Here is a 23,462-nt window from a genome sequence, read left to right on the forward strand (position 1 = left end):
GAACGTCCCCCCGTTACTGGCCCGCAACAGTCTGTAAACTAATTAATTCTACAACCTGATTTGCTCAGTGCATGATCGAGTTAAAAATTAACGCGTTTACAAATATTCATGGTTGCGTTTTAGAAACGGGGAAGCTGTTGCAGTTCCTCGACCTCTCGGGCTGCCTCCTTGAGTTGAGAATCCTCAGGGATCAGTTTGTTTAACTGTTTTAAAGTGGCGTCTGCTTCTGTAACCAGGGAGTAAAACAGCTGCTGCTGAAGCAGTAACTTCAATAATTCTGGCTGATTGGGAATCAATGTATTCGCCCGTTCAAGCAGGTCGAGTGCTTTGCCCGGAACGCCGAATTCCTGATGCCACTCAGCTAGTGTCAGCACATCCTGTAAAGTGTCTGCGCTATTATGTTCAGATTTTACCTCATGATTTGTTTGGATGTTTTTGAACAGAATTTCAACTCTCTCTTCTCTTTCCAGCATTTTCAGGATCTCGGAAGCCTCCGATCCTCCTGATGTGACTGCGAGATTTAACTGCTCCACAGCAGCTGATTTATTGTTTTTCACAAGATGCACCTTAGCCAGCAGAGTGCAAAGCGCGGCATGGAATTCCGGCTGCAGTTCCCCTGCTTCAAGTGATTTGATCAGATACCGTTCCAGTTTATTTATCTGACAGTTGTTCCAGTACTGCGTGGCGGATTTCAGCTTCTTTTCCTCTGATTGATTCGTGGAATCAGATTGGTTTGAGTCAGTGTTATATTTGTCTGCCAATGCCTGTTGAGCGATATGAATTCCCTGGAGCAAATTTGTTCGAATCAGTTTCTGACCAGGCGTACTGAGAGCTACTTCAAATTCGTGAATTGCTTTTTCGTACTGTTTTGTTTTGATATAACTCCAGCCCAGCAGAAATGAGAGATTGACGTCTCTGATATTATTCTGTTGCAGCTTCCGGATAAATTCAATTTCTTCCTCATAGTGTCCGCTGTTAAACAGTTCTCCTGCGAGTCCTGACTGGAGGTAGGAGCGATGTGGAAATTTTTCGTAGGCCTTGCGCGCGAGTATAAGTGAGTCATCTGCAGAGTAATATTTTTCTCTAATGGTGCCACTTCGATTTGGTTCGATTTTGATTACCATTACTCCCTGCTCATCGTAAACCGGATTCAGATGATAAACCAGATCTTCATCCAGCAGATACCAGGAGAAAATCAGTCCATGATTTTTATTGAGAGTAACCAGGTAATTTGCATGAAATTGTTGAATTATCTGATGCAGCTTTTCGGCGGAAATCACATCAAAGAAAGCCAGTTTTTGATAACGCTGAGCTGTGGTCGCTGTTGCAGACTGACGAGCGATGATTCGGCTGTGGGCTTCTGAGTTCTGGTTGATCCACTGACCAGCGGCGGTCCAGTGACTGAATGAACTTCCCGGCATCTGGTGAGAATAAAAGTGTCTGGGATCAGACAGCATTTTCAGATTAGCGTGAATCAGCTGATAGTCTGTTTTTATCTGGATACTCACAAAATACAAGACGATCACCGAGCAGGCCCCGACTAAAGCCATCCGGAGTAATGGTCGAGAAAACTGAAAGTGATTTGCGAATGCGATATAACCTGCTGGTAAATATGCCAGTATGATCGGTATGAGAGGAAAGGTGAATCGCGGTTGCATCCATGGCCAGAGCGACAGTGCCGCCAGACTGAGAACCAGATATCCAAGAGCAATCATTCCCCCTTGTCGCCGGCAATTCAGCATGCCATACACTGAGATGAGAATTAACATCGCAGCCAGAAACAGATATAACCGTCCAGGACCCGGTAGATAGGAAATATTATCCAGGATCAGTGCTGAATATCTGGGTTGAGATTCGGGCATATTCGGGAGAAGCTGCTGAGAGAGATGGTCATAATGCGACGTGATTCTTTGGATCATTCGTATCAGGGTTCCTGCAATTCCCTGCGATTGTAATTCACCAAGCGCGATTGAAGTGTATCCCGACTTGCCAGTCGAAGCATTTCGAACCATCCAGAGACCTGAAGCCAGAATTGAACCAGAAACTCCAATAAGCCAGGGCCAGCGTGCTTTGCGGAAGACTGCCCAGATGCCTGCAGACAGGATCATCAAGATCCCGATGGTTCTGAGAAAGGGGAGAAAGATTATTAAAATGGTGAATATAATCAGTTGACCTCTTCCAGGATGATCCGGTTGAAGGGCCACGACATAGAGAATTGCCAGCGAACAAGCCATGAACGGAATTTCGCTCATCACCAGCGTAGAAAAGAATAATGTGTAGGGATTGACGGCTAACAGTCCGGTGATGATCAATGCGGTCCAGTAAGTACCGGTTTTGACAGTTGTGCTCTGGTCAGTCTCTGGTTTCAGCAGGCTGATGATATAAAGATAAAGCATGGCTAACAGTGCCAGGCTGGACAGCCAGACGGTTGCTTTTGCCAGAAGCACATTATAAGGGGCAATCAATGCCGCCGGTGCCAGGAGAACTGACATCCCCGGAGGCCGATGCGAATAAAGGGGTTCGCCAGGTGTATCAATTTCTCGATAACCGGTTCCATTAACCAGCGACGTCGCCATCGTTACATAACGGCCACTGTCCGGAGTATAGAAATAGAGCTGATTCCATCGTGCCAGTATCATGCCGGAAAAAATAACCAGCAATAGCAGGATGCTGTATTTATGCAGACGGGGCACAGGTTGAGCGAGAGCGTTCATGCGGTGGCTCGAATTTTCAAAACGGGTTGTGTATGGGAATGAGACCTCTAGGAACAGGAGAACCGCAAATCTTATTCCTCTTCAATCAGGGAAATGCTTGTGAAGCCAACATCGCCGTGAAGTGAGTGAAGGGAGTGGTCCTGCAGATTGTAGTGCTGTCCAGGAGGCTTTCAGAAGTGGTTCTGGTCGAGCCGGCTCTGTTTCACTGTTGTTGACATCTTTGAAATGATGCATTAAATCAACAATGTTGATAATTCGAAACAATCTCGAATTTCTCAGGCCCATCGTGCTGCCGTTGCATTTTGAAGCCAATTCTTTCACAATTCGGTGCGCGTAGCGCGATCAATACACGGATTGTTCAGGGCTGCATTATGATCTATTTCGATTCTTTCAAGTTTATCACAGGTGTTTCTCATGGATGACGAACGTTTCCGCTCTCTTAAAAATTCACTTCAGACTGTTGCTGAAACTGAAGAACTGGTTGGTTTCCTTGAAGAACAGGGGACATTCTCTTTTCCGGCCTTGGAGAATGGACTGTTTCCTGCGGCTATCGCACATGAATCGACGGGATACCAGAGTATATGGGTGCGAGACAATATTCATGTGGCGCACGCGTTAAATGCAGTGGGAAAATCCGGGCCAGCCTGCAGAGCGATTTCCACCTTGACGGAGTATTTTATCAAGCATCGGGATCGGTTGGACCAAATCATTTCCGGACAGGCCAGTCCCAGTGAAGTGATGAAACGCCCTCACATTCGCTTTGATGGCAATACTCTTGGCGAAATCGATGAAAAGTGGGCACACGCACAGAATGACGCGCTGGGGTATTACGTCTGGTTTTATTGCCTGTTGCTGACACAGGGAAAACTGGAACCCGTTTCAGGTACGCTGGATTTACTGGCAGCCTTCGTGCGGTACTTTGAATCAATTCGTTTCTGGGAAGATGCAGACAGTGGTCACTGGGAAGAGGCCCGGAAGATAGAAGCATCAAGTATTGGCACTGTGGTCAGTGGATTGAAAATGCTGAAACGCTACCTGGACCAGAGCGGGAACTGGAGTCAGTTTCGTTATGCCGGGACCCCCGTGTCTGCGGACGCAGTCGACTCACTGGCTCAACAGGGGCAGGCTGCCTTGGATGAGATCCTGCCTGCAGAGTGCATCCAGGCAGATCCCCTGCTGTCACGCAAGTATGATGGTGCGCTGTTGTTTCTGATTTTCCCGCTGGGCCTGATCCAGGGGGAACTGGCAGAGACGATTATGGAAGATGTTCGATCTCATTTGATGGGCGACTATGGAATCCGTCGTTATCTGGGCGATTCTTACTGGTGCGCCGACTACAAAGAAATGCTGGGTGAAGAAGATCGCACGGTTGATTTCAGCGATGACCAGTCCAGTCGGGATAAACTGTTGAAGCCCGGGCAGGAAGCGCAATGGTGCATTTTCGATTCTATCTTGTCGATAATTTATGGTCAGAGGTTTCTGCAGTCAGAAAACCAGGAAGATCTGGAAAAGCAGCGGTTTCACCTGGATCGCTCACTCAGTCAGCTTACGACCAGTGAGTCTGTATTTGGCCCGTATAAATGTCCTGAATCATACTACCTGGAAAAAGGCAGATATGTGCCGAATGACATCACTCCGCTCTTATGGACGCAGGGCAATCTGATGATGGCCCTGCAGCAGTGGAAGCAGACTTTGAAGGCTCCCTCGGATAACTAGAGCACATCACATTTAACCATAGCGTCTCTCAATCTAACATACTCGGTCCCAATGGTCCTGAAGACGCTACAGTAAAACTGGACACAGTCTAGTTCAGAATGGTTTAAGACAGAAGTTGTTGAATCAGCCTGGTGTAAACAGACTGGTCTGCTTTATTAAGTGCCTCGAGCGCGCGATGTAAGAGTTGAATCTGCCGTGATGTGACAGGCACGGGTGTGTTTTGATCAGGAACTTCCGGGACAAGTTTTTGAATCAATCGATCCAGCAGGATGTCGATGCCTGATTTTGTGATTGAGGAGACTGAAACCGCACTGTCGGGAAGAGATTGTTTCCAGCGGCGTGGAAGATCCGTTTTGTGCGCGACCAGGATTGAATCAGACCATAAAGCGATCAGTCGCTGGTCGTCTGCCTGTTCTGGCTGGCTGACATCAATCAGGATGAGATTACAGTCGGATGATTGCATCATCTGTTCTGCGCGCTGTATTCCCGTTGTTTCGAGAGCATCAGCCTGTTCGCGAATTCCCGCTGTATCGGAAAACTGAATGGGCCAGCCTTCAATTGCCGTTGTAGCAGTGAGGACATCACGGGTTGTGCCAGCCTCATTGAATACAATCGATCGTTCATAGCCGAGGATGGCATTGATCAGACTGGATTTGCCTACATTGGGTCGACCGGCGAGAACCACACGCCAGGGAGTTACCAGGTGAAGTCCGAATGGTTCCCAGTACAGTAATTTCTCGATTTGTGATTGAAAGTGACCCGTGTTGAAGGATTGGCCTTCAACAGGCAGGAGTGCTTCGAATGCTGATTTTAACAGGCCTTCTGACTGGCGCAGTAAAATTTCTGCAGTACGAAACGTGGTTGCTGCGGTGAGTCTCTCCTGGAGTTCGACGTCTAATTCTGTTCGAGTGAATTTCGCCAGTTGCTCCCATGAATTGCGAGAGCAGCCTTGTTCTTCCAGGTCAGAAAGGATCCGCTCTACAGCAGCCATTCCCCCGTGACAGTGAATGTCGACCGTATTCTGATCGAGACGACAGACCACCAGGTCTTCATTGCTGCCTTGACCCCAGAGCCCATATACAATTCGATTCAGTGGTTGTGCTTCCAGTGATTTCTGATTTACTGCATGGAAACAGGCATCGATCGCAGCTGCCACTGATATCAATTCGCCACATACGCGTATTGTCGCAACGGCTCCCCGACCGCGGGGTGTTAACAGCGCCGCGGAACAGGAAACCGGTTTCTGATTTTCAATCGATGGCGACATATTGTTTATCTGATCCCGCTGATTTTTTGTGCCACGATTGCCAGCCCCTGCAGTGTTAATAATGGCTCGAACCGGACCAGATCATCGAGGTGCGGTGCCAGCAATGAAGAGCCTCCACCAGTAAGCAGAACCAGTGGCGGTTCAGGACTGCTGTTGAACAGGGAATGTTTCTGAAACTGGTGAATCAGTTCCCGTACTGCACCGAGCTGTCCCCAGAATAAGCCACTGCGAATCGCATTTGTTGTATGTTTGCCCAGCACGACTGGTTCTTCCTGTCGCAGATCAGCGACAGGGATAAGTGGCAGAAGTGCGGTATAATCATGCAGCGATTTTGCCGAAAGTTCAAATCCTGGCAGAATCGATCCTCCAGCGAAATGGCCATCAGGTGAGACAACGTCCACAGTTGTCGCTGTTCCGGTATCGACGATAATGGCACCCTGATTAATATTCCGCAGGATATTGGCGGCGATCGCGTTCAATAACCGGTCAATCCCCACTTTACGTGGCTCGTCTACTTCAATGTTCAGCGGGAAATCTTCAGTATTAAATACTTCGAGTGGTGGCAGAAGCGGAAGCAGTGCCCAGTCCGTAACGATCTTTTTGATTCCCCGTGGATTCGAACCGGCGACAACACTCTGGCAATGTTCTTCAGGCTGATTGCTTAACCAGTTTCTTAACTGATCCCAGGGAACCGGCTCGTCGATCGCCATCGACACGGCGTGTTCTACCAGAGGGAGCTGCTTGCAATCTTTAACGGGAAGGTTTGTATGCAGAACCACGAACTTGATTCGACTATTGCCGACATCGATGGCCAGTTGTTTCAGTGAATGTGTCATGAGAGTCTGCTTTGTCTGATTCATTTTACAGTCAGACTAGACTGTTTCCAGTTTTACTGTAGCGTCTCCAGGGCTATTCAGGCCGAGTATATTAGACTGAGAGACGCTATGGTTAAATGTGATGCGATCTAGAACAAAGTCCGGTCATTCTCGTTCTCATCGGAATCTTTTTTGGGAGAACTGCTTTTGCGTCGACCTGTTTTGGCAGGTCCTTTCGTATCGATTGATGCGGTAGAATCGAACTCTTCCAGTACCGGGTTGCCATCTGCATCGACGCGGGTCAGGATTTCAATTTTCTGCTCGGCTGATTCCAGAGACTGGTAACACGAACGGAGCAGTTTCACTCCACGTTCAAAGTGTTCCATCGATTCTTCAAGGCCGGCCGTCCCTTCTTCCAGCGTGGATACGATCTCCTGCAATTCTGCTAGTGATTCTTCGAAGAGGGGCGTGTCTGACTGTGCTGCTTCTTTCTTTGCCATAACTGAGATCTTTTATATATCAAAATGATTGACTGAGTAGGAAAAGTGACAGGAATCCATCAGGAGTCTTTGCGGATTTCCTGAATCTGACTGATAATTGTGCCATCGGAGATGCGTGTGTGGAGGACCTCACCTGGCTTTACCTGACTGATTGATTTTACAATATTCAAAGTGGAGGGTTCGTCTTCTGTTTCTTTACGCGTGATGCTATATCCTCGATTCAATACCTTGAGTGGACTCAAGGCATCCAGAGCGGAGCCCAGATGTCGGGTTTCGGTCTGATATCGAGAAATGATTTCGCGCGTGCTGCGTTTCAGTCTGCGGTCCAGTTCATCAACCTGCGCAGCCCGCTGGTGAACCAGATCGAGAGGGCGAGTCAATGCCGGGCGGCCGGCAATGGCATCAAGTTGCAGGCGAACCTGTCGCGCACGTTGTTTCAGGTTTGTGGCAAGTTGATTCTGCCAGTGAGTCAACGTTGCCAGAACATCGGATTGCAGCGGAACAGAGAGTTCTGCGGCTTCACTCGGTGTCAATGCCCGACGGTCTGCGACCAGATCGGCGATGCTGATATCAATTTCGTGCCCGACTGCGCTGATGATGGGAATCGGGCAGGCAAAAATAGCACGGGCCACCACTTCTTCATTGAAGGCCCACAGATCTTCCAGGCTGCCGCCTCCGCGTCCGGTGATGATGGTATCTACCCCGGGAATACGGGCAGCTGTTTCAATGCCTGCAGCAATCTGTTCGGCGGCGCCTTCTCCCTGCACAGCGACCGGTACGATTACCAGGTCAGCGGCTTTCCAGCGTCGTGTGATCACCTGGAGCATGTCGCGCACTGCGGCGCTGGTGGGGCTGGTTACCAGCGCAATTTTTCGCGGGAACTGGGGAATCGGTTGTTTGTGCTCGGGATTGAACAGTCCTTCCGCTGCCAGCTTTTCCTGCATCTGGCGAAACGCTAATTCCAGTGCACCCACGCCCTGTGGAATCAGCTGTTCAATATTCAGCTGATACGTTCCACGCGCCTGGTAAACTTCGACCGGTCCGGCTGCGATGACTTCCATGCCATCTTCAATCTGGAATTTTAATCGTGATGCAGTCCGTTTCCAGATGACGGCTCTTAACTGGGCAGAGTCATCCTTGAGAGTCAGATAGACATGGCCTGAACGGGCCATAGTGCAATTAGAGATTTCTCCCACCACCCATGCGTAAGGGAAGTTCGCCTCCACCAGATTTTTAATCTGTCGCGTGGTTTCGGTAACGGAAAGAATTTCGGGTTCTGCAAGTGACATAAGCTCGCGATCAATTATCAGTATCAGTAGATCAGGGTAGCAGTGAATTCAGATAGGAAATGCCGCTGCGACAGTCTTCCAGCTTGCTTTCACCTTGTGTACGATCCACGGTGAGCCATCCCTGGTAACCGGTTTCCAGAACCAGGGGTAGAAAGTGATCCCACACGACCATACCTTTCCCCAGCGCGACTTCCGACCCTTCGCCATCCATTTCACGCACGGCATCACGTAACCGGTATGATTTGATCCATGTATACAATTCACGAATCGTTTTTTCAGGATCCTGTCGCGTGTAAACCATTTCCGCGGTATCAAAGTCGATGCCGACAAAGCCCGTGGTGACGTTTGAGATCAGTTCACGGATCACTGCGGAAGAGTTCTTTTCACAGGCGAGACAAAGGTCTGTACCAATATGCGAGGCATGTCGCGCCAGGTCATTCAGTACTTCACAGATCATCGGGAAATTGCTGCTGTCGGTAGACTGAATTGTTCCCGGATGAATGATCAGGCAGGGAGCTTTCATCCGCCAGGCGAATTCCAATGCGGATCTGATTTGCGAGACACGTTCATCGAGAAATTCCGGATCGACCAGAGTGCGACGGGCCGGGAGCCGAAGCGAGGCGACAGACAGGTTAAATTCTTCCAGCAGTTTGCGAAACTGTCGTTCGCCGGATGCGCCAAAAGAAACAGGTGAAATTTCATTCTGAACATCGAGCTGTACTCCGCGCGCGCCGATCTGAGCGGCTGTTTTAATAGCGCGTTTGATGGGCTGGCCAAAATGGCGGGTTGCGACGGCGAGTTTGAAGCGTGACATTATTTTCCTTAAATCAATGCTATTTGCAGGCATTTTAACTGTGTGGAATAACTGTGGCAATCGGATCGACTGGCAAAGTTTATCTAACTGTCTGTGAAATGAGAATGATCTCCCCGCGTTATCAGATCAGGATCCGGAAAATGGGCTAGATCAGTCTGTTCCTGATTGAGATTCCAGCAAAAAATGGTCGATCTTGATTAGAGAGAATCAAACCTGTTCGGAAACCTTCCATGATACTGTCATCGCTTGCGACCTGCTACCTTGCGTTACTCGCCGGTTTACCTGTTGAGGGTAATCTCGTGGAAGATACGTTACCCATTCTGTCCTATTCATTTGAAACCAGGCAGGATCAGGATTTCGACGATCTGCCAGACGACTGGTCGAGAAGAAAGGGGCCCGGTTATCCGCAATATGTCGATGTGCGAATTGATCGAAACCTGGGACATAGCGGTCAGCAGAGCCTGCATTTTGCAGTGAATGGGGGGCATGCCACCATTTATTCCCCTCCCGAAAAAATCGATGCTGACCATGCCTACGTGTTTCGCGGTTATGTCAAAACACAAAGATTACTCCATGATGCTGCGTTGATTTCGATTTCATTTCTGGATCATAAACGTCAGCGTGTTCAGCATTTTGTCAGTCAACCTGTGTCAGGTACCCATAAGGACTGGGTCGAAGTAACGCTGGGCCCTTTGACTCCCCAGGCCAATGTGCGGTTTATTGTGCTTGGTTGTCATGTCGCTCATAACGATCAGAAAGATATTTCAGGCGATATCTGGTTTGATGATCTGTGGGTGGGCAGCTTACCTCAGTTGGATATTCTCAATAATTACCATCGCCATTTTGTCGACCATTCTGCTGAAATCCGGGTCAGCAGTCGTATCAGCGGCTTGAACCCGGATAACCAGTATCGTCTGGATCTGGAACTGGTCGACAATTCGAATCGACACATTGCCGACTCCTCCCTGGCACTGGTAACAAAACCAGAAGATCTCAAGGCAGTTGAACACAGCCGTTTACTCGATGGAAATAATCATACGGAAGTCTGGCGCTTACAGCCGATGGAGTATGGTTTTTATGAAGTCAGATCCAAACTGATCAGGGACCAGAAGTCCATACTGGAAAAGAAAACCACGTTTGCTGTGATTGATCTGGTCAATCCCAGAGCTACTGGGGAGTTTGGCTGGACCATCTCTGAGGAAAGCGAGAATCTGGCTGTCAAAGAACTGCCGGAAATTGCAGCTCAGGCAGGGATCAACTGGATCAAATATCCTCTCTGGAATGTAATGGAATCTGATGATATCCATCGCACGAGCCAGGTTGCAGAAATGCTGGACCAGTTTACCAATCGGGGAATTACTCCCGTGGGACTGTTGAATCATCCACCGAAGAAATTACGATCACAGTTCGCGAAAGACTGGCTGGGAGTGAGTGGGATTTTCACAATGCCGTCGAGCTTCTGGTCTCCTTCTCTGGAGGAAGTTTTTGCCCGCTATACTTCTCTGGTGAATTACTGGCAGTTGGGAGGCGATGATGACAACAGTTTCATAGGGCTGCAGAACCTGAATGAAACTCTGAAAAAAGTGAAGTCGCAGCTGGATTTAATCGGTCGAGATACTCATGTAGGCATTCACTGGGACTGGAAGACTCCACTGCCGACAGACAGTATGCCCCAGAGTTTTGTATCCATTAATAATGCCGAACGACTTTCCGCTGTCGAACTGGCACGTGAGCTTCAGAATGCCCGATTGTCCCCCGGTGGCAGCCCGCGCTGGGTAACACTTACTCCACTGCCAAAAGATGAATACTCTGCTGAAGCGCGGGGGATTGATCTGGCAAAACGCATGGTGACAGCAAAATACCTGGGGGCAGATGTGATTTTCGCATCGTCAGTGTTCCACGAACAGCACGGATTACTCAATCGAAATGGATCTCCGACTTTATTGTTTCTGCCCTGGAGAACCGTTGCAATTGCATTACAGGGGGCGCGGTATCAGGGTGCCTTCAATATGCCTAACAAGAGCACGAATCATGTCTTCATGCGAGATGATGAGGCGATTGTCGTCGTCTGGAATGACGAACCAACAGAAGAGGTGATTTATCTGGGTGAAGATGTGGTTGCGACTGACATCTGGGGCAGACGCATTTCGCTGGAGCGTGACGCGAACACGCATCGTCATACTTTACGGGTCGGTTCTTCTCCCATGATTCTGCGAAAGTGTAATCAACAGATTGCCAACTGGAGGCTGGCGGCTCAATTTGAGATCGGCAAGTCCAGAAGTGAGTATGGAGGTCACCCAGATGCGGTGCTGGGGAAAAATACATTTCTGCAGAGCGTTCGTGGGAAAGCGGTTTTAAATGTACCCCGGGGATGGGAAGTGGAACCACAGGAATGGGTCTTCGATACCGGTGCAGGTGAAAAATACCGCCTGGAAACCTTCATGACGTTGCCTTCCAATGCAAGCCTGGGCAGGAAGGATGTTTCCATCGATTTTGATATCTTTGCAGAACGCAAATATTCCATTCGGGTCCACAGGCCTTACCACGTAGGTTTAGGCGATATCATGGTTCAGGTTAATGATAAAAAACTCAAGGGAAACGTACTGGAAATCGAACAGGTGATTGTCAACAATACTTCGCCTCTTGAGACACTTCAGTTTCGCTGCAGTTTGTTTATACCGAACATGAAGCGTATGCAACGATTTATTACCGAACTGAAACATGGTCAGGACCGAAAGTTGTATTACATTCCGAATGCAGACGCTTTAAAAGGAAAAGAACTCTGGCTGAGAGCCGAACAGGTGAATGGCCGGCGTATTCTGAACTACCGCTGGACAGTGGGCGAGAACTGGGATAAGCCTGATACGATTTCAAGAAAGCAGAGAAGAACAGAAAACGCTATAAGTGTGCGATAACGGATCAACTTTATTTCAGGCAGCAGAAAGATCATCATCTGCGTCTTCCGCAATTTCCGCCGTCTCGTGCTCTTCGCTCACTTCTTCGGCAGCAGATTCCAGGTCTGTTTCTTCTTCGGTCTGAGCGACTGGTTGTCCCGGCTTTTCGGGTCTGATCCGTAGAGTTTCGCCCATAGGTAAGTCATCCAGGTTTTTCAGCCCGAAAATTTCCAGAAATTTGCGTGTCGACTCATATAGAAACGGTCGACCAAGTGAGTCATCTTTTCCACCGATTCTGACCAGTCCACGATCCATTAACTGCTTTAACATTTCAGCGCTCTGGACACCCCGGATTGATTCAATGTCGGCGCGGGTAATGGGTTGTCGATACACAACGATGGCCAGTGTTTCCATGGCGGGAGAAGAGAGTTTGAGGGCCGCCTGTCTCTGGTGTAGTTTGTTCAGCCAGAAGGAAAATTGCGGTTGTGTCATCATCTGGTAGCCAGTTGCGACACGTTTGATGTGAAACGCGGAGTGTGTCGCTTCGAGTGCCGCATTGAGCTGGTCAATCAGTTCTCTGGCTTCACTGGCATTGGCAAGAGTTGCCAGTTGCGCTATTTTCCTTGTGGAAAGTGCACTGTCGGCTACGAAAAGCACTGCTTCCACTTTTGCCATCTTTAAGGTCCGTCGGGTTTCAACGTCCGAACCGGAATGAAACTGCAGCTGATGATCCAGCTGGGAACGGATTAAAAAATTCCAGCGAAAGGCATTCGCTGATGTCTGCCGGACTGGAGAGGCGAGACTGGCAGACGCCGAGACCGTCCTGTCTCTGTTGAAGGAGCAATATGGAAGCGAGTCGCGATGCAGCATTAATGTATTACCGAACCGTAAAGTTTTGAGAGTAGGTCGCCACTTTCTGGCTGATTTCGTCTTCCACGGTCAGTTTCATGATATGGGGGCCCAGAGAAATATTTCTGGGGATTTCAAACTTATAACTGTGAAAGTAATCTTTGCGGACATTGCGGCAGAGATCTTCGGTTGTATCGAAAGGAATCTCTGCAACCAGATCTCCATTACTGCCTGCTTTGAAAATCTGAATTTTCGATTTGAGGAGTGTGCGATACATGCCATCCGCGGTCAGTTCGCTGGTGAAGTTTTCAATTTCAGAATACACAAGAACCGGACGGCCTGGAGTATACTCATCTCGTTCGAAGCGTTCGTAGCTTCCGAAGCTGTTAATCTTATGACAGAAAGCGACATTTTTCAGGGAAAGGTTAGCTTTTTCCTGCAGTCTGGCCGTCGCCTGGCGGAGTTGTGTAACAGTTTGTGTCGCACGGTCCGCCTGATCGGGGATGGCATCCTGATCAAAATAATTTGCAACCGCCCAGAACGTCTGCTGCCAGAATTCCTGATCGGCAGGATCAATTCCCGGGATCGCCTCCAGTGCGCGTTCGTGCTGATTTGCCATCAGGTACAGCATGCGAAGATACACATGACGTTCGATATAATGTTGTTTTTCAGCCGGAGTCGAGCCTGGTTGAAGCTGAGAAATTTCTGCTTCAGCAACAGAGATCAACTGCTGTAATTGATCTGCGGAAGACAGGTTTGCTGGATTCGTGTCTGCATAACCCGCAGGCGTAGCCAGTTCGACTGTCTGGGGTACCGCAGGTTGCATCTGGATATTTGAGGGGGAGAGAGTCTGGGGGGCATTTTCCTGCTGTCCGATAATCGCGGTACTCGTTCGAGAAATTCCACTTTGTAAAGCGGACGTTCCCTGCTGAAACGCCGTCGACAAGCGATTTTTCAATGGCCCGACAACAGGAATATTATTGAGTCCCTGGCTGATTGTTTGTGAGGTGGAATAAGCCTGAGGTTGGGTTGGTCCCATGGCAGGCAGCCCGTTTTGAGGGTTGGGACCGATCCCTTCCAGATTTCCCAGCTGAACCGGATTGCTTGTCATGACCTGCTGGTTTGCATCAGGTGAAATCTGGCCTGGGGGTGCCAGTTGCTGGCCACTGGCCTGGATGACGGGGGCTTCAGATCCACCTGGCACACTGTGTCCAAGGCCCGGCAGGGAGACCTGCGAAAGAGAAGCTGTATCGTTCTCTGCAAGTTGCTCATGCTGCATACTGTTTACCATTCTCCGTGTACGAAGAATGTTTTTAATCATTTCCGGATCGACACCTTTGAAGCTGCTCAGGTATTGAGTGCGTTCCTGAGGAGTCGCATCTTTCAATTCTTCGTTGATGTAGGCAAGCAGTTCTGCATTATGGGTGATGACTTTGGCTGGTGTCTGATCTTCGACACCGCCTTCTTTTTCTGTCTCTGGACTGGTTTCCTCTGATTGATCCGCGGCAGCGACTGTTGTTTCTGTTTCTTCTGTATTCTTAGTTTTCGGCCTGGCTGCAAATGACTTTCCCCACTTCCATGGCGCAGCAGGTGCTGTCCAGGCCATTGACTGTTTGCCTGGTGCAGAACTGCAGCCATTGAGTGATAAAAAAATTAATACAGCAGGGAAAACCATGCTGAGCCGGAAATACTTCATTTCGTTGCCCGGATCATTGGGGTAAAGGGCTCAATTAATGGAGGAGCACTGTACTTGTGCCAAACATTGAATCATTTGAAGGGGATTGGAGAATCAGGTCGAAACTGAATCTGTAACGAGTATCTGAAATGACAGGACACGCGTTTTATGAAAAATCATAAAATGAAGCAAGATCGATTCAAGATTCAGACGAGTCCAACCGGCAGAATGGAGCAGCCTGGTTCCATGGGTGAGCCGTCTGGCAGGAAATGTGAGTTCGGGCAGTGTGCGTAAGTCTATTTATGGTAATCTCTTAGTATGTATTCTGCGCGGCATTGCAGAGAAGGTCTTACCACGATTTGCCTTCATATTATTTATTTCGTGTGTACGCTTTGATGTGTAATCCAGGCAGTCTCAATGGACCATGGTTCAAATCAGGAGCATGGTTCCAACAATATTATCACCACATCATTCAGTTTGCGGGCAATTCCCAATTGCTGTCGAATAATTCTGCCCAGACGGTTTCATTTTTAAATGTGCCATCTTTTTGTTTTTGAAACTGGATGACGGCAATATCTCCCAGTTTGGGAAAGAGCCAGGAGTTGGAAGCCAGAAAATCTTTTTCATGCATCGTATGGCCTGAATTGATGACAACATAGCGATTTGGATTTAACGGGTTGGGATAGATCAGGGCAACGCCGTGGTTTTGTGTATCATACTTTTTGCCATTCACCGTAATGTACTCTTTGGTCCATTCGACTGGCAGGTCTTCCAGGACTTTTGCGATCATGGCATTTGATCCCGGGTCCCCAAACAGAATCAGATTTTTGTTCTGGATGTCCTGGTCGGAAACTTCAGTATCTTTGATCACAGGAACTTTCGCTCTCAGCCATTTGTCGAATTCTTTTTCAAAGAGTGACAAGACAGAAGTTGCCCACTCATTCTGTTGTGGCGTCCATGGTGTGCCGGTTCCGGTGACGCAAACAAAGGGAAGCGTAAACGCATCGTCAATCGGGCCTTGCAGGTCGTGGCGTTTTCTCAGGTTGGGGTTTTCGATGAATGACTTCGAATCTTCATACTTTAAAACGTCCCAGCCATTATTGCCTTTCACAAAATAAACTTGTGGCAGCAGGCCATTCGCCGCCGATTCAAGTGGCAGCAGATTCCCGTCGAGTTCCACCTTGGGGGCAATATTTCGAGCGATTGAAAGTGCAGCAACGTTCTCAGTAGTCAGAATCAGGTTACCTGATTCTTCATCCACGCCACCTTCGACCAGGGTAGGCTCATACATCTCATCAAGCTCTTCAATTCTTACCCATTCGCATTCATTGAATTTTGGTGTGTAGGTAATAAAGCGAATCTGTTTTTTACCAGGCCAGCCAGGACGTCCTGTCTTTGAATGTTCTAAGAGTTTGGCCAGGAAATCCTGATAAGCGGGCATACGAGACTGATGCGCTGCTTCAGGACTGATATACAGGGGGATTTCAATATCTTCTGATTTTGCTTTCTCAACCATTCTGGTGCTGGAAACCAGTTGTTTATCTTTTCCGCCGCCATACGTCACGACAGGAACATTCGCCGCATTGAGGGCATAGTCAATGGAGTCGTAAATATGCAGCGTCTTATCCTGGTAGTGGGGAAGCTTGTCTTTATGGTTCTGGTATTGATAAAAGTCGACAAAGCCAGCACCCGGGCCGACGCCACTCCAGAGTGAGGGATAATGCAGACCGATATGCCAGGTACCAGCGCCTCCCATTGAGAAGCCACGTAACGTGATCCGCTGCTTGTCAATCAGGTATCTTCTTTTGACGTCAGCAATGGCTTCATGAACGTCTACTTCTCCACTCCAGCGCCAACCGTTGTCAGTACGGCCGAAGGGATCCAGGTGTAACCAGTCATGATCTTTACGGGGACCTTTTCCGTTGGGGTGTGCAATGAAAAATACTTCGTTGCGTTTGCCTCCCCGACCATGCAGTTCGACATGCAGTGGCCAGCGATGACTGGATTTCTCTTTATAGTCAGAGGGAAACGTTAATGCATAAGGTTGCACGGAACCATCGATCTTTGAATAGTAGCCAAAAATGACAGTACCAGTCTGCTCAGTCCATTCCGGATTTCCTGCATTGAGTTGTTCGGCTCTCTGTTGTCCTGTCTTCAATACCTGAAAAGTATCTTTGACATATTGTGGTTTGTAAAACTCATTATGCCGTAAGATCCATTCAGCGGCCTTGGCGTACACTTCGACATCCGCCAGAAGTTCCCGTTTGATCTCCGGATTCTGTTTCAGTTCACTGATCTGTTTCTGTAGTGCTTTCAACTGTTTCTCAAGTTGAGCCTGATCTTCAGGACTGGGGGCTTGCGCCAGTAGCAGGGCAGGATTTGAGGACAACGAAACCCAGAAGGTCAGTATGAAAAGAACGGGAGCAATGCGGAGGCGATTCATCTTTAAACCCTGAAAAATAAGGGAAACGAGATCATGTCTGGACGCTGGCCCCAGACTTAATGACTGATTTTATCACGTGCTACACGGAAAATCAGTCGCTGAAGGAGTTCAGTTCAGGGAACAGTAAGAAACGGATATGAATAAAACCCGTATTTACAGTATCACGGAATGAAGGGCCAGGCAAGAGGTACGATGATTACGGTCATCAGCCAGACAATCAAAGTTAATGGACCTCCTATGCGAAGGTAGTCGGCATATTTATACCCACCCGGTCCAAATACCATCAGGTTGGTCTGGTAGCCGATCGGCGTTGCAAAGCAGGCCGCTGCGGAAATTGTGATTGTAATCACGAAGGGCATGACATCAACATGCAACGTCGCAGCAGCGGCAACGGCAATCGGGAAAATCAGAGTCGCTGTCGCTTTGGCTGTGATCAGGTTGGTGAGAACCAGGGTGATCAGTGAGAGGATCGCCAGGACGATCAGCGGACTGTTATTGGCCATGCCAGTAAAGCTGGATGCAATCAGGGCGGCTGCACCGGAGTTCTCAATGGCCCGGCCGATACCCAGACCGGCAGCGATGGTAATCAGTACTCCCCAGTCAATCGACCGCTTCGCTTCGTTTGCGCTGCAGCAGCGGGTCGCAGTCATCAGTCCGGCGGCAACCATGGCGGCGACGATCATCTTGATGTTAAAGAGTGCCACCATCAGGATCATCGCCAGTAAGATCGTGCGAGCAATCCAGGCACGTTCATGGCGCGGCGGTGTGGAATCTTCCACCTGACTGACGAGAAAGAATTCACGGGAATTTCTCTGTTGATCAATAAAGGAAGGATGTGCTTCTATCAAAAGCGTATCGCCGCGCTGGAGTTCAATGTCGCCGATTTTTTTGTTGATGCGTTGTCCATTGCGGGCCACGGCAATGACGGCTGCATTGTAATTTGACCGAAATCTCGCGGTGCGAATTGACATATTGATGAATCGAAAACTGTCTGAGACAACTGCTTCGATGAGGCAACGCTCAGACCGGGGGCCTGAGAGTTTAAACAGCTGGTCTGTTGCCGGTTTGAGCCCCGGAATTTTCTGGAGATCAATGACGGATTCCACGATTCCCACGAACACCAACTGGTCATTGGCGGCCAGTCGCTCATTGGAGGAAACGGCGGCAATGACGTCGTCTTTCCGGTCGATTTCCATCAGGTACATTCCCGGCAGGTGACGCAGTCCCGCCTGTTCGATCGTTTTGCCAATCAGGGGGCAACCAGGCTCGACTATCATTTCCACGGTATATTCACGGGGATCGTCCATAGGAGTGATCGCTGGTTTGCGTTCTGGCAGGAGCCAGCGGGAAAAAACCAGCAGGTAGATCAAGCCCACGATCATGATGGGGACACCTACCCAGGCGATTTCAAACATGGATAATCCGGGGCGATGTGCCTGACGTTGCAGCAAACCATCTACCACGAGTGTTGTGCTGGTACCAACCAGAGTACACAACCCTCCCAGAATGGCGGCGTAGCTTAAAGGCAGCATCAGGTGTGAGACTGAAATCCGCATTTTCTTGGCCCAGTCGGAAATGATGGGCATCATCATGGCGACGACGGGAGTGTTATTGAGAAAGGCGCTCAGGACCGCTGAAGGGAGCATGACCCGGGCTTGCGCATCGGTCAGAGATTTAGGACGCCCCAGCATTTGCTGTCCCGTGAAGGCAAATCCACCTGTCTGTCTGATGCCTTCGCTGACCACAAACAGAAAGGCAACAGCAATCAGACCTTCATTGGCAAAACCGGCGATGGCATCTTCTGCCTGAATCACGCCTGTCACGACCAGGATCGTGAGCCCGCCCATTAAAATGGTGTCGGCGCTGGCACGCAGAAACGTCAGGGAGCAGATGACTCCACTCAATACCAGAAACGTAACTACAATATGCCAGTCCATGTGGGTCAATAATTCATAATCAAAAGATGAATCAAACAGTGTACGACTATTGGCTGATACCCAGTTCCTTCAGAGTCTGGATGAGTTCTGGGTGTAACAGACCATTTGTAACTATGACACCCTGATTGTTGGCGAGTTCGTAGCCCTGGTCAAATTCGAGCGGTTTTCCGTGGATGTCTGACACGGTGCCACCTGCTTCTTCAACCAGTAAAACCCCTGCTGCATGATCCCAGATCTTTTCACGATACCCGGCACGTGTCGGCAGTCGCATATAAATATCTGCCTCCCCTTGTCCCACGACGGCATACTTTGCCTGACTGTCGAGTCGTCTGGGTTCTTTTTCAATTCCCAGTTGATCTGCGATCTGTTGTGAATGTCCATGCGAGCTATGCCCGGATTCGACAGATTCACAAAAACGAGATTCAGGGAAATCTTTTGTTGTAGTCGCATGAATCGGGGATGAAGCCTGAATGCTTTCCGATTCAAGAGGCATGGCGAATGCACCCTGGCCGGCGACCGCATAGTAAATCGTACCTGAAGCGGATTCATCTTCAGGGCAGGGAAGGTTAGGGCAACCTAAAACTCCGACGACAATTTTACCGTCAACGATCAGTGCAAGCGAAACGGCGTATTGTTCTTTTCGCAGGAAACCTTTGGTGCCATCAATGGGATCCAGAGTCCAGAATCGATCACTATATGTTTTCGCACCACCATGATCGATCCAGGAACAGACCTGTTCCGGCGATGTCTCGGGAATACCTGCTGACTTCAGTTCAGAGACAATCTTCTCCAGAAACTCATGGTTTTCGGACTCTTTTAACTCACCAGCATCTTCTTCGCCGATGACAGGGTCCGCTGGAAATGCCTGAAGCAGCTCGCGGCAGATCACTGCCTGGCTGCTGAAATCAGCGATGGTAACCGGACTTTTATCTTTTTTTTCCAGTACTTCATCCGTGATCGCCGATTGAACAGAACGACAAATCAGGGAAGCCTGTTTGACGGCAGCGAGGGCTATTTGTAGTTCCCTCTCATAGGGGTTCGTCATATTTTATACGATTCTTCGATCTGTAAACAAACCAGAAAGTATGTTTTCACTTATCAGTCAGCAGGTGTTACAGAGGCAGTGATACCGGTTGATTCTGCTCACAGCTTAAAGCAACTGCTTCTGTAAATTCCATATATTTCACGCCTGATGCAAAGTCGGTGTGATGGACGATTTCTTCACCTCGAATCGCTCCGATAAACTCTGCTTCGACGCGCCAGCCAGCTTGATCTTCCAGTGGTACCTGAATTTCTTTTAACTCTGTCTCACCCATGTGACCGACGAAGATTTTCTCTTCGGGAGTGAAATGGACCTTAATTGTACCATGGCTTCCATACAGGTGAATCTGCAGTCCCGGGCCAAACAGGATCGAACCACTGAGGTGGTACATGGCATTGGCTCCGCCCTGCAGTCTGGTTACGATTTGCAGGCTGTCCGGGATGGTTACATCAGCATAACCAGCGCCTTTCGCCGAGGGACGCTGAGGTTCAAAAATAGCGCTTTGCGCGAAGACGCGTTCAGCGGGAGGAACCCAGCGACTGAGAGTTTCGTGCAGGATTCCCATCGTGAGTACATTGTTCCCACTGATTTCTTTGTCTTGACGCCAGTGCAATTTCTTGCTGAAGTCCCAGAATGAGTCGTCTGCTCCCAGTACCACGACTTCCCGTAATGAACCCAGGTATTTCTGGGAGATCAGCTTTATGACTTCCGGATTGTATTTGAGGCCAAACGGGCTGGGGACAATCTGGGCGATCAGGTCGGGTCTTGCCTGCGATACCTTGAGCATCTGTTTTGCTTCAGCCAGGTTTCGTGCCATCCTGGCTTCTGTCAGAACATGCTTGCCTGCTTCCAGAGCCATGCAGGTGATTTCACAATGAAGGTCCGGCCAGGTCCCGATCATCACGGCGTCAATTTCGGGGTCTTCAACCAGTTCTTTCCAATGAGAGTAGGTTTGTGGGATCGCATATTTACGAGCCACCTTCTCGGTCGAAGCAGGAGTCGAGTTCACAACTCCCACAATTTCGACATCTTCAATCGCTTGAAATCCTGGAATATGGCGGGCTTTTGTATTGGCGCCTGCACCCACTATTCCGATACGGATCGTTTTTTTACCCATTAGTGTACGTAGTCCCGATGGTCCAAGATGCATATTTTGAAATGAACGATATTCAGCTGACCAGCATCAGCATTTGCCTGTGGTCTGCCTGTTTCAAACGTATTCGACGATTCTAACGAGCTGAATTCTGGAGGACCATTCACACAAAACAAACAATTAAAGGTTCCCCGAATTCTAAGGGGAAAATGGTTGTTTTGGTCCTGATTTTACACCAAATTGCAGCACGGCACTGTGTTTGTGATCACTATGCTGCTGATTTCTGTTGAGGTGGAGCCTCGATCTTCTCCAGGATTGCTGCGGCAGCCTGGGCTGACGCGCCAGGAATTACGGTTTCGTCATACAGTGAGGAGAGTTTATGTCGGGCTCTTTCCAGTGAAAGCGGGGTGCTGAGCCAGTCGCCTAATATGGTGGTAATTTTCGCGACGTCTTTTTCCGGCGATCCCACAGAAGGGAATTCAGGCATGATTTCTCTGTCCGCAATCAGATTCGGCAGCGACATGTATTTGCAGGTGATTAATAAGTGCGCCAGGCAGTACATGCCCCAGTGGCTGCGATAAATTACAACAGCCGGAGTTTTTCTGGCCAGTAATTCCAGGCTGACTGAACCCGATACCATCAGGCAGCAATCAGCAGATTCGATAATTTCAGATGTCTTTTTGAGATAGAGCTGAATTGGTAAATGACCGAGTCTGGCTTCCTGAATAAATTGCTTACAGAGTTCAAGGTGTGTCTCCCTGTAGCAGGCGACAGGAAATGTGACTCCCGGTAGTTGATCAGCAAGCTGATCTACTATTTGCAGCATGAAAGGGAAATTCCGGCTCACTTCACTGGTACGCGAACCAGGCAGAATTCCTACGCTTTTCTCTGATTGATTGAGTGTGCTCAGAATGTTGCTGTCCAGTTTTTTTGAAGCCACTTCATCGAAGAACGGGTGCCCGATGTAATCGACTTTTACTCCTCTGGATTCGTACCATGCTTTTTCGAATTTCAATCCAGACAGGATATAATCTACGTTTTTACGAACGCGGCGAATACGCCAGGGAGCCCAGGCCCAGAGCTGGGGGGGAAGGTAATAAAATACCGGGATGCCCAGTGCTTTCGCTTTTCTGGCAACCCACCAGTTGAAACCGGGAAAATCCACCAGAATGACTGCATTCGGGCGGTGTGTCTCCAGATATTGTCCGGCCTGCCTGATCAACTGGATGAACTTAAAAATGAGTGGGAGTACATTGAAGATCCCCATGACCGCATAATCGGTGAGCCTGACTTCAATCTGGCAGCCGGCGGCCTGCATTTCAGGGCCTCCAAAGGCCGAAAAGGAAACATCCGGATTTCGTTTGCGAATTTCTTCAATCAGGTGCGCTGTATGCTCATCGCCACTTGGCTCGCCTACAGAAAAAAACAGATGCATCAGAGTATCCTCTTCCAGTTCTAGAATCGAGACGCGTCGAGGAAACATGCTCGGCACAATTCGCGATGGCAGGTTCGGAGTAACAGTGAGACCGCATCGCAGGTTACCGCAGCGTGTCTCGACCTCTTATCATCGGTCCAAATCGTCCTGGAGACGCTTCAGAAAAAATGGATACAGGCGAATCCTCACAGACGTTTATGCGAGACTGTCCTCCTCAAAACCTCGTAAAGTTATGCTGAATAAGGGCTTTTGGTCAACCCCGATTTGTCGGAGGTTTTGACGGGGGGATAGCCGGAACTGAAAACAGCTCCCTGAAAAATATTCAGGGAGCTGTTTGATATGATCATTGTGTGGTCGAACTCAGCTGTTTTCCGGAAAACAGTCTAAGCTCTGCAGCCAGATGGATTAACCTTCGGCGGTTGCGGGTTCTGTTTCTTCAGCAGCAGCCGATTCAACGATTTCCAATCCAGGTACGTTGATCGATTTGATCAGGACTGTGGTGTATTTCTGGCGGTGACCCGTGTGTCGACGAGAATTCTTCCGGCGTCGAAACTTTTGAATTTCGAGCTTTTCACCCTTCAATTCAGGATTCACGACTTCTGCTTCAACAGTGGCTCCTTCAATGGTAGGAGTACCGATGGAACTGGCTCCTCCACCGTTGGCCAGCAGAATGCTTTCAAAAGTAATGGGATCGCCTGCTTTTGCTGTAGCACGGTAGTCGATTGTCAGGGTATCGCCTTCCTGAATCGTATATTGACGGCTGCCATCTTCGATTACTACAAACATCCTCAAACCTTCTTTTCTTCTTACACTTTGATCAATAATTTGCTGAAGACGGATTGATGTATCAAAGTCAATCCGGTTTGTATTCAGAATCAATCGCGCAATGCCATTGATAGTATATAGTTAAGCAATTATGCTTTACTGCGGCAATTCGGTTCAGAGCGGCTGCTTTGCGCAGAACCTGTTCCATTCACAC

Annotated in this window: 16 protein-coding genes; 2 read left to right on the top strand and 14 right to left on the bottom strand. The window is 49.0% G+C overall.

Annotation, left to right across the window (positions count from 1 at the left end; translation table 11 throughout):
• Positions 1-119: 119 nt before the first annotated feature.
• Positions 120-2,714 carry a tetratricopeptide repeat protein gene (locus tag GmarT_RS02070; RefSeq protein ID WP_002647301.1) on the bottom strand — a complete coding sequence of 865 codons (2,595 nt, stop codon included), beginning with the start codon at positions 2,712-2,714 and terminating at the stop codon, positions 120-122.
• Between the two features lie 414 nt (positions 2,715-3,128).
• Between GmarT_RS02070 and GmarT_RS02075 the strand changes: the two genes are divergently transcribed.
• Positions 3,129-4,430, top strand: coding sequence for a glycoside hydrolase family 15 protein (locus tag GmarT_RS02075; protein WP_002647300.1), 1,302 nt, complete (start codon positions 3,129-3,131; stop codon positions 4,428-4,430).
• Positions 4,431-4,533: 103 nt separating this feature from the next.
• Here the strand turns inward: GmarT_RS02075 and GmarT_RS02080 are convergent, their stop codons facing one another.
• From GmarT_RS02080 to GmarT_RS02100, 5 genes are all read right to left on the bottom strand, one after another.
• The gene (locus GmarT_RS02080) at positions 4,534-5,697 is read right to left on the bottom strand and encodes a GTPase (RefSeq protein WP_002647299.1); all 1,164 of its coding nucleotides are present in this window, start codon (positions 5,695-5,697) and stop codon (positions 4,534-4,536) included.
• A gap of 5 nt (positions 5,698-5,702) precedes the next feature.
• Complete coding sequence (locus GmarT_RS02085; RefSeq protein WP_157158962.1) at positions 5,703-6,533, bottom strand: type III pantothenate kinase; 831 nt, start codon at positions 6,531-6,533, stop codon at positions 5,703-5,705.
• Positions 6,534-6,661: 128 nt separating this feature from the next.
• Entirely contained in the window at positions 6,662-7,012 is a 351-nt protein-coding gene (locus GmarT_RS02090; protein ID WP_002647297.1) for an exodeoxyribonuclease VII small subunit, read from the bottom strand.
• Between the two features lie 59 nt (positions 7,013-7,071).
• Positions 7,072-8,301 (bottom strand): exodeoxyribonuclease VII large subunit, encoded by a 1,230-nt coding sequence (xseA, locus tag GmarT_RS02095; RefSeq protein ID WP_002647296.1) that lies wholly within the window; start codon positions 8,299-8,301, stop codon positions 7,072-7,074.
• 31 nt (positions 8,302-8,332) lie between these two features.
• Complete coding sequence (locus tag GmarT_RS02100) at positions 8,333-9,115, bottom strand: sugar phosphate isomerase/epimerase family protein (RefSeq protein WP_002647295.1); 783 nt, start codon at positions 9,113-9,115, stop codon at positions 8,333-8,335.
• A 230-nt stretch (positions 9,116-9,345) separates the two neighbouring features.
• On the opposite strand from GmarT_RS02100, the gene GmarT_RS02105 reads away from it, so the two are divergent.
• The gene (locus GmarT_RS02105; protein ID WP_002647294.1) at positions 9,346-12,030 is read left to right on the top strand and encodes a hypothetical protein; all 2,685 of its coding nucleotides are present in this window, start codon (positions 9,346-9,348) and stop codon (positions 12,028-12,030) included.
• Positions 12,031-12,045: 15 nt separating this feature from the next.
• On the opposite strand, the gene scpB is transcribed toward GmarT_RS02105, so the two are convergent.
• The 8 genes from scpB to rplU form a co-directional block, all read right to left on the bottom strand.
• Positions 12,046-12,879: an SMC-Scp complex subunit ScpB gene (scpB, locus tag GmarT_RS02110; protein WP_002647293.1), complete on the bottom strand. Its 834-nt coding sequence runs from the start codon at positions 12,877-12,879 to the stop codon at positions 12,046-12,048.
• 7 nt (positions 12,880-12,886) lie between these two features.
• Positions 12,887-14,464 carry a hypothetical protein gene (locus GmarT_RS02115; RefSeq protein ID WP_149302409.1) on the bottom strand — a complete coding sequence of 526 codons (1,578 nt, stop codon included), beginning with the start codon at positions 14,462-14,464 and terminating at the stop codon, positions 12,887-12,889.
• Positions 14,465-15,005: 541 nt separating this feature from the next.
• Entirely contained in the window at positions 15,006-16,976 is a 1,971-nt protein-coding gene (locus tag GmarT_RS02120) for a prolyl oligopeptidase family serine peptidase (RefSeq protein ID WP_002647291.1), read from the bottom strand.
• 161 nt (positions 16,977-17,137) lie between these two features.
• Entirely contained in the window at positions 17,138-18,913 is a 1,776-nt protein-coding gene (locus GmarT_RS02125) for an SLC13 family permease (protein ID WP_002647290.1), read from the bottom strand.
• 46 nt (positions 18,914-18,959) lie between these two features.
• The gene (locus GmarT_RS02130; RefSeq protein WP_002647289.1) at positions 18,960-19,958 is read right to left on the bottom strand and encodes a 3'(2'),5'-bisphosphate nucleotidase; all 999 of its coding nucleotides are present in this window, start codon (positions 19,956-19,958) and stop codon (positions 18,960-18,962) included.
• Positions 19,959-20,025: 67 nt separating this feature from the next.
• Complete coding sequence (locus GmarT_RS02135; RefSeq protein ID WP_002647288.1) at positions 20,026-21,072, bottom strand: Gfo/Idh/MocA family protein; 1,047 nt, start codon at positions 21,070-21,072, stop codon at positions 20,026-20,028.
• Between the two features lie 244 nt (positions 21,073-21,316).
• On the bottom strand, positions 21,317-22,531 hold the full coding sequence (gene lpxB, locus GmarT_RS02140) for a lipid-A-disaccharide synthase (RefSeq protein WP_002647287.1): 1,215 nt from the start codon (positions 22,529-22,531) through the stop codon (positions 21,317-21,319).
• Between the two features lie 357 nt (positions 22,532-22,888).
• Positions 22,889-23,269, bottom strand: coding sequence for a 50S ribosomal protein L21 (gene rplU, locus GmarT_RS02145; protein WP_002647285.1), 381 nt, complete (start codon positions 23,267-23,269; stop codon positions 22,889-22,891).
• Positions 23,270-23,462 lie beyond the last annotated feature (193 nt).

It is taken from the genome of Gimesia maris (assembly GCF_008298035.1).
GTDB classification, from domain to species: Bacteria; Planctomycetota; Planctomycetia; order Planctomycetales; family Planctomycetaceae; genus Gimesia; species Gimesia maris.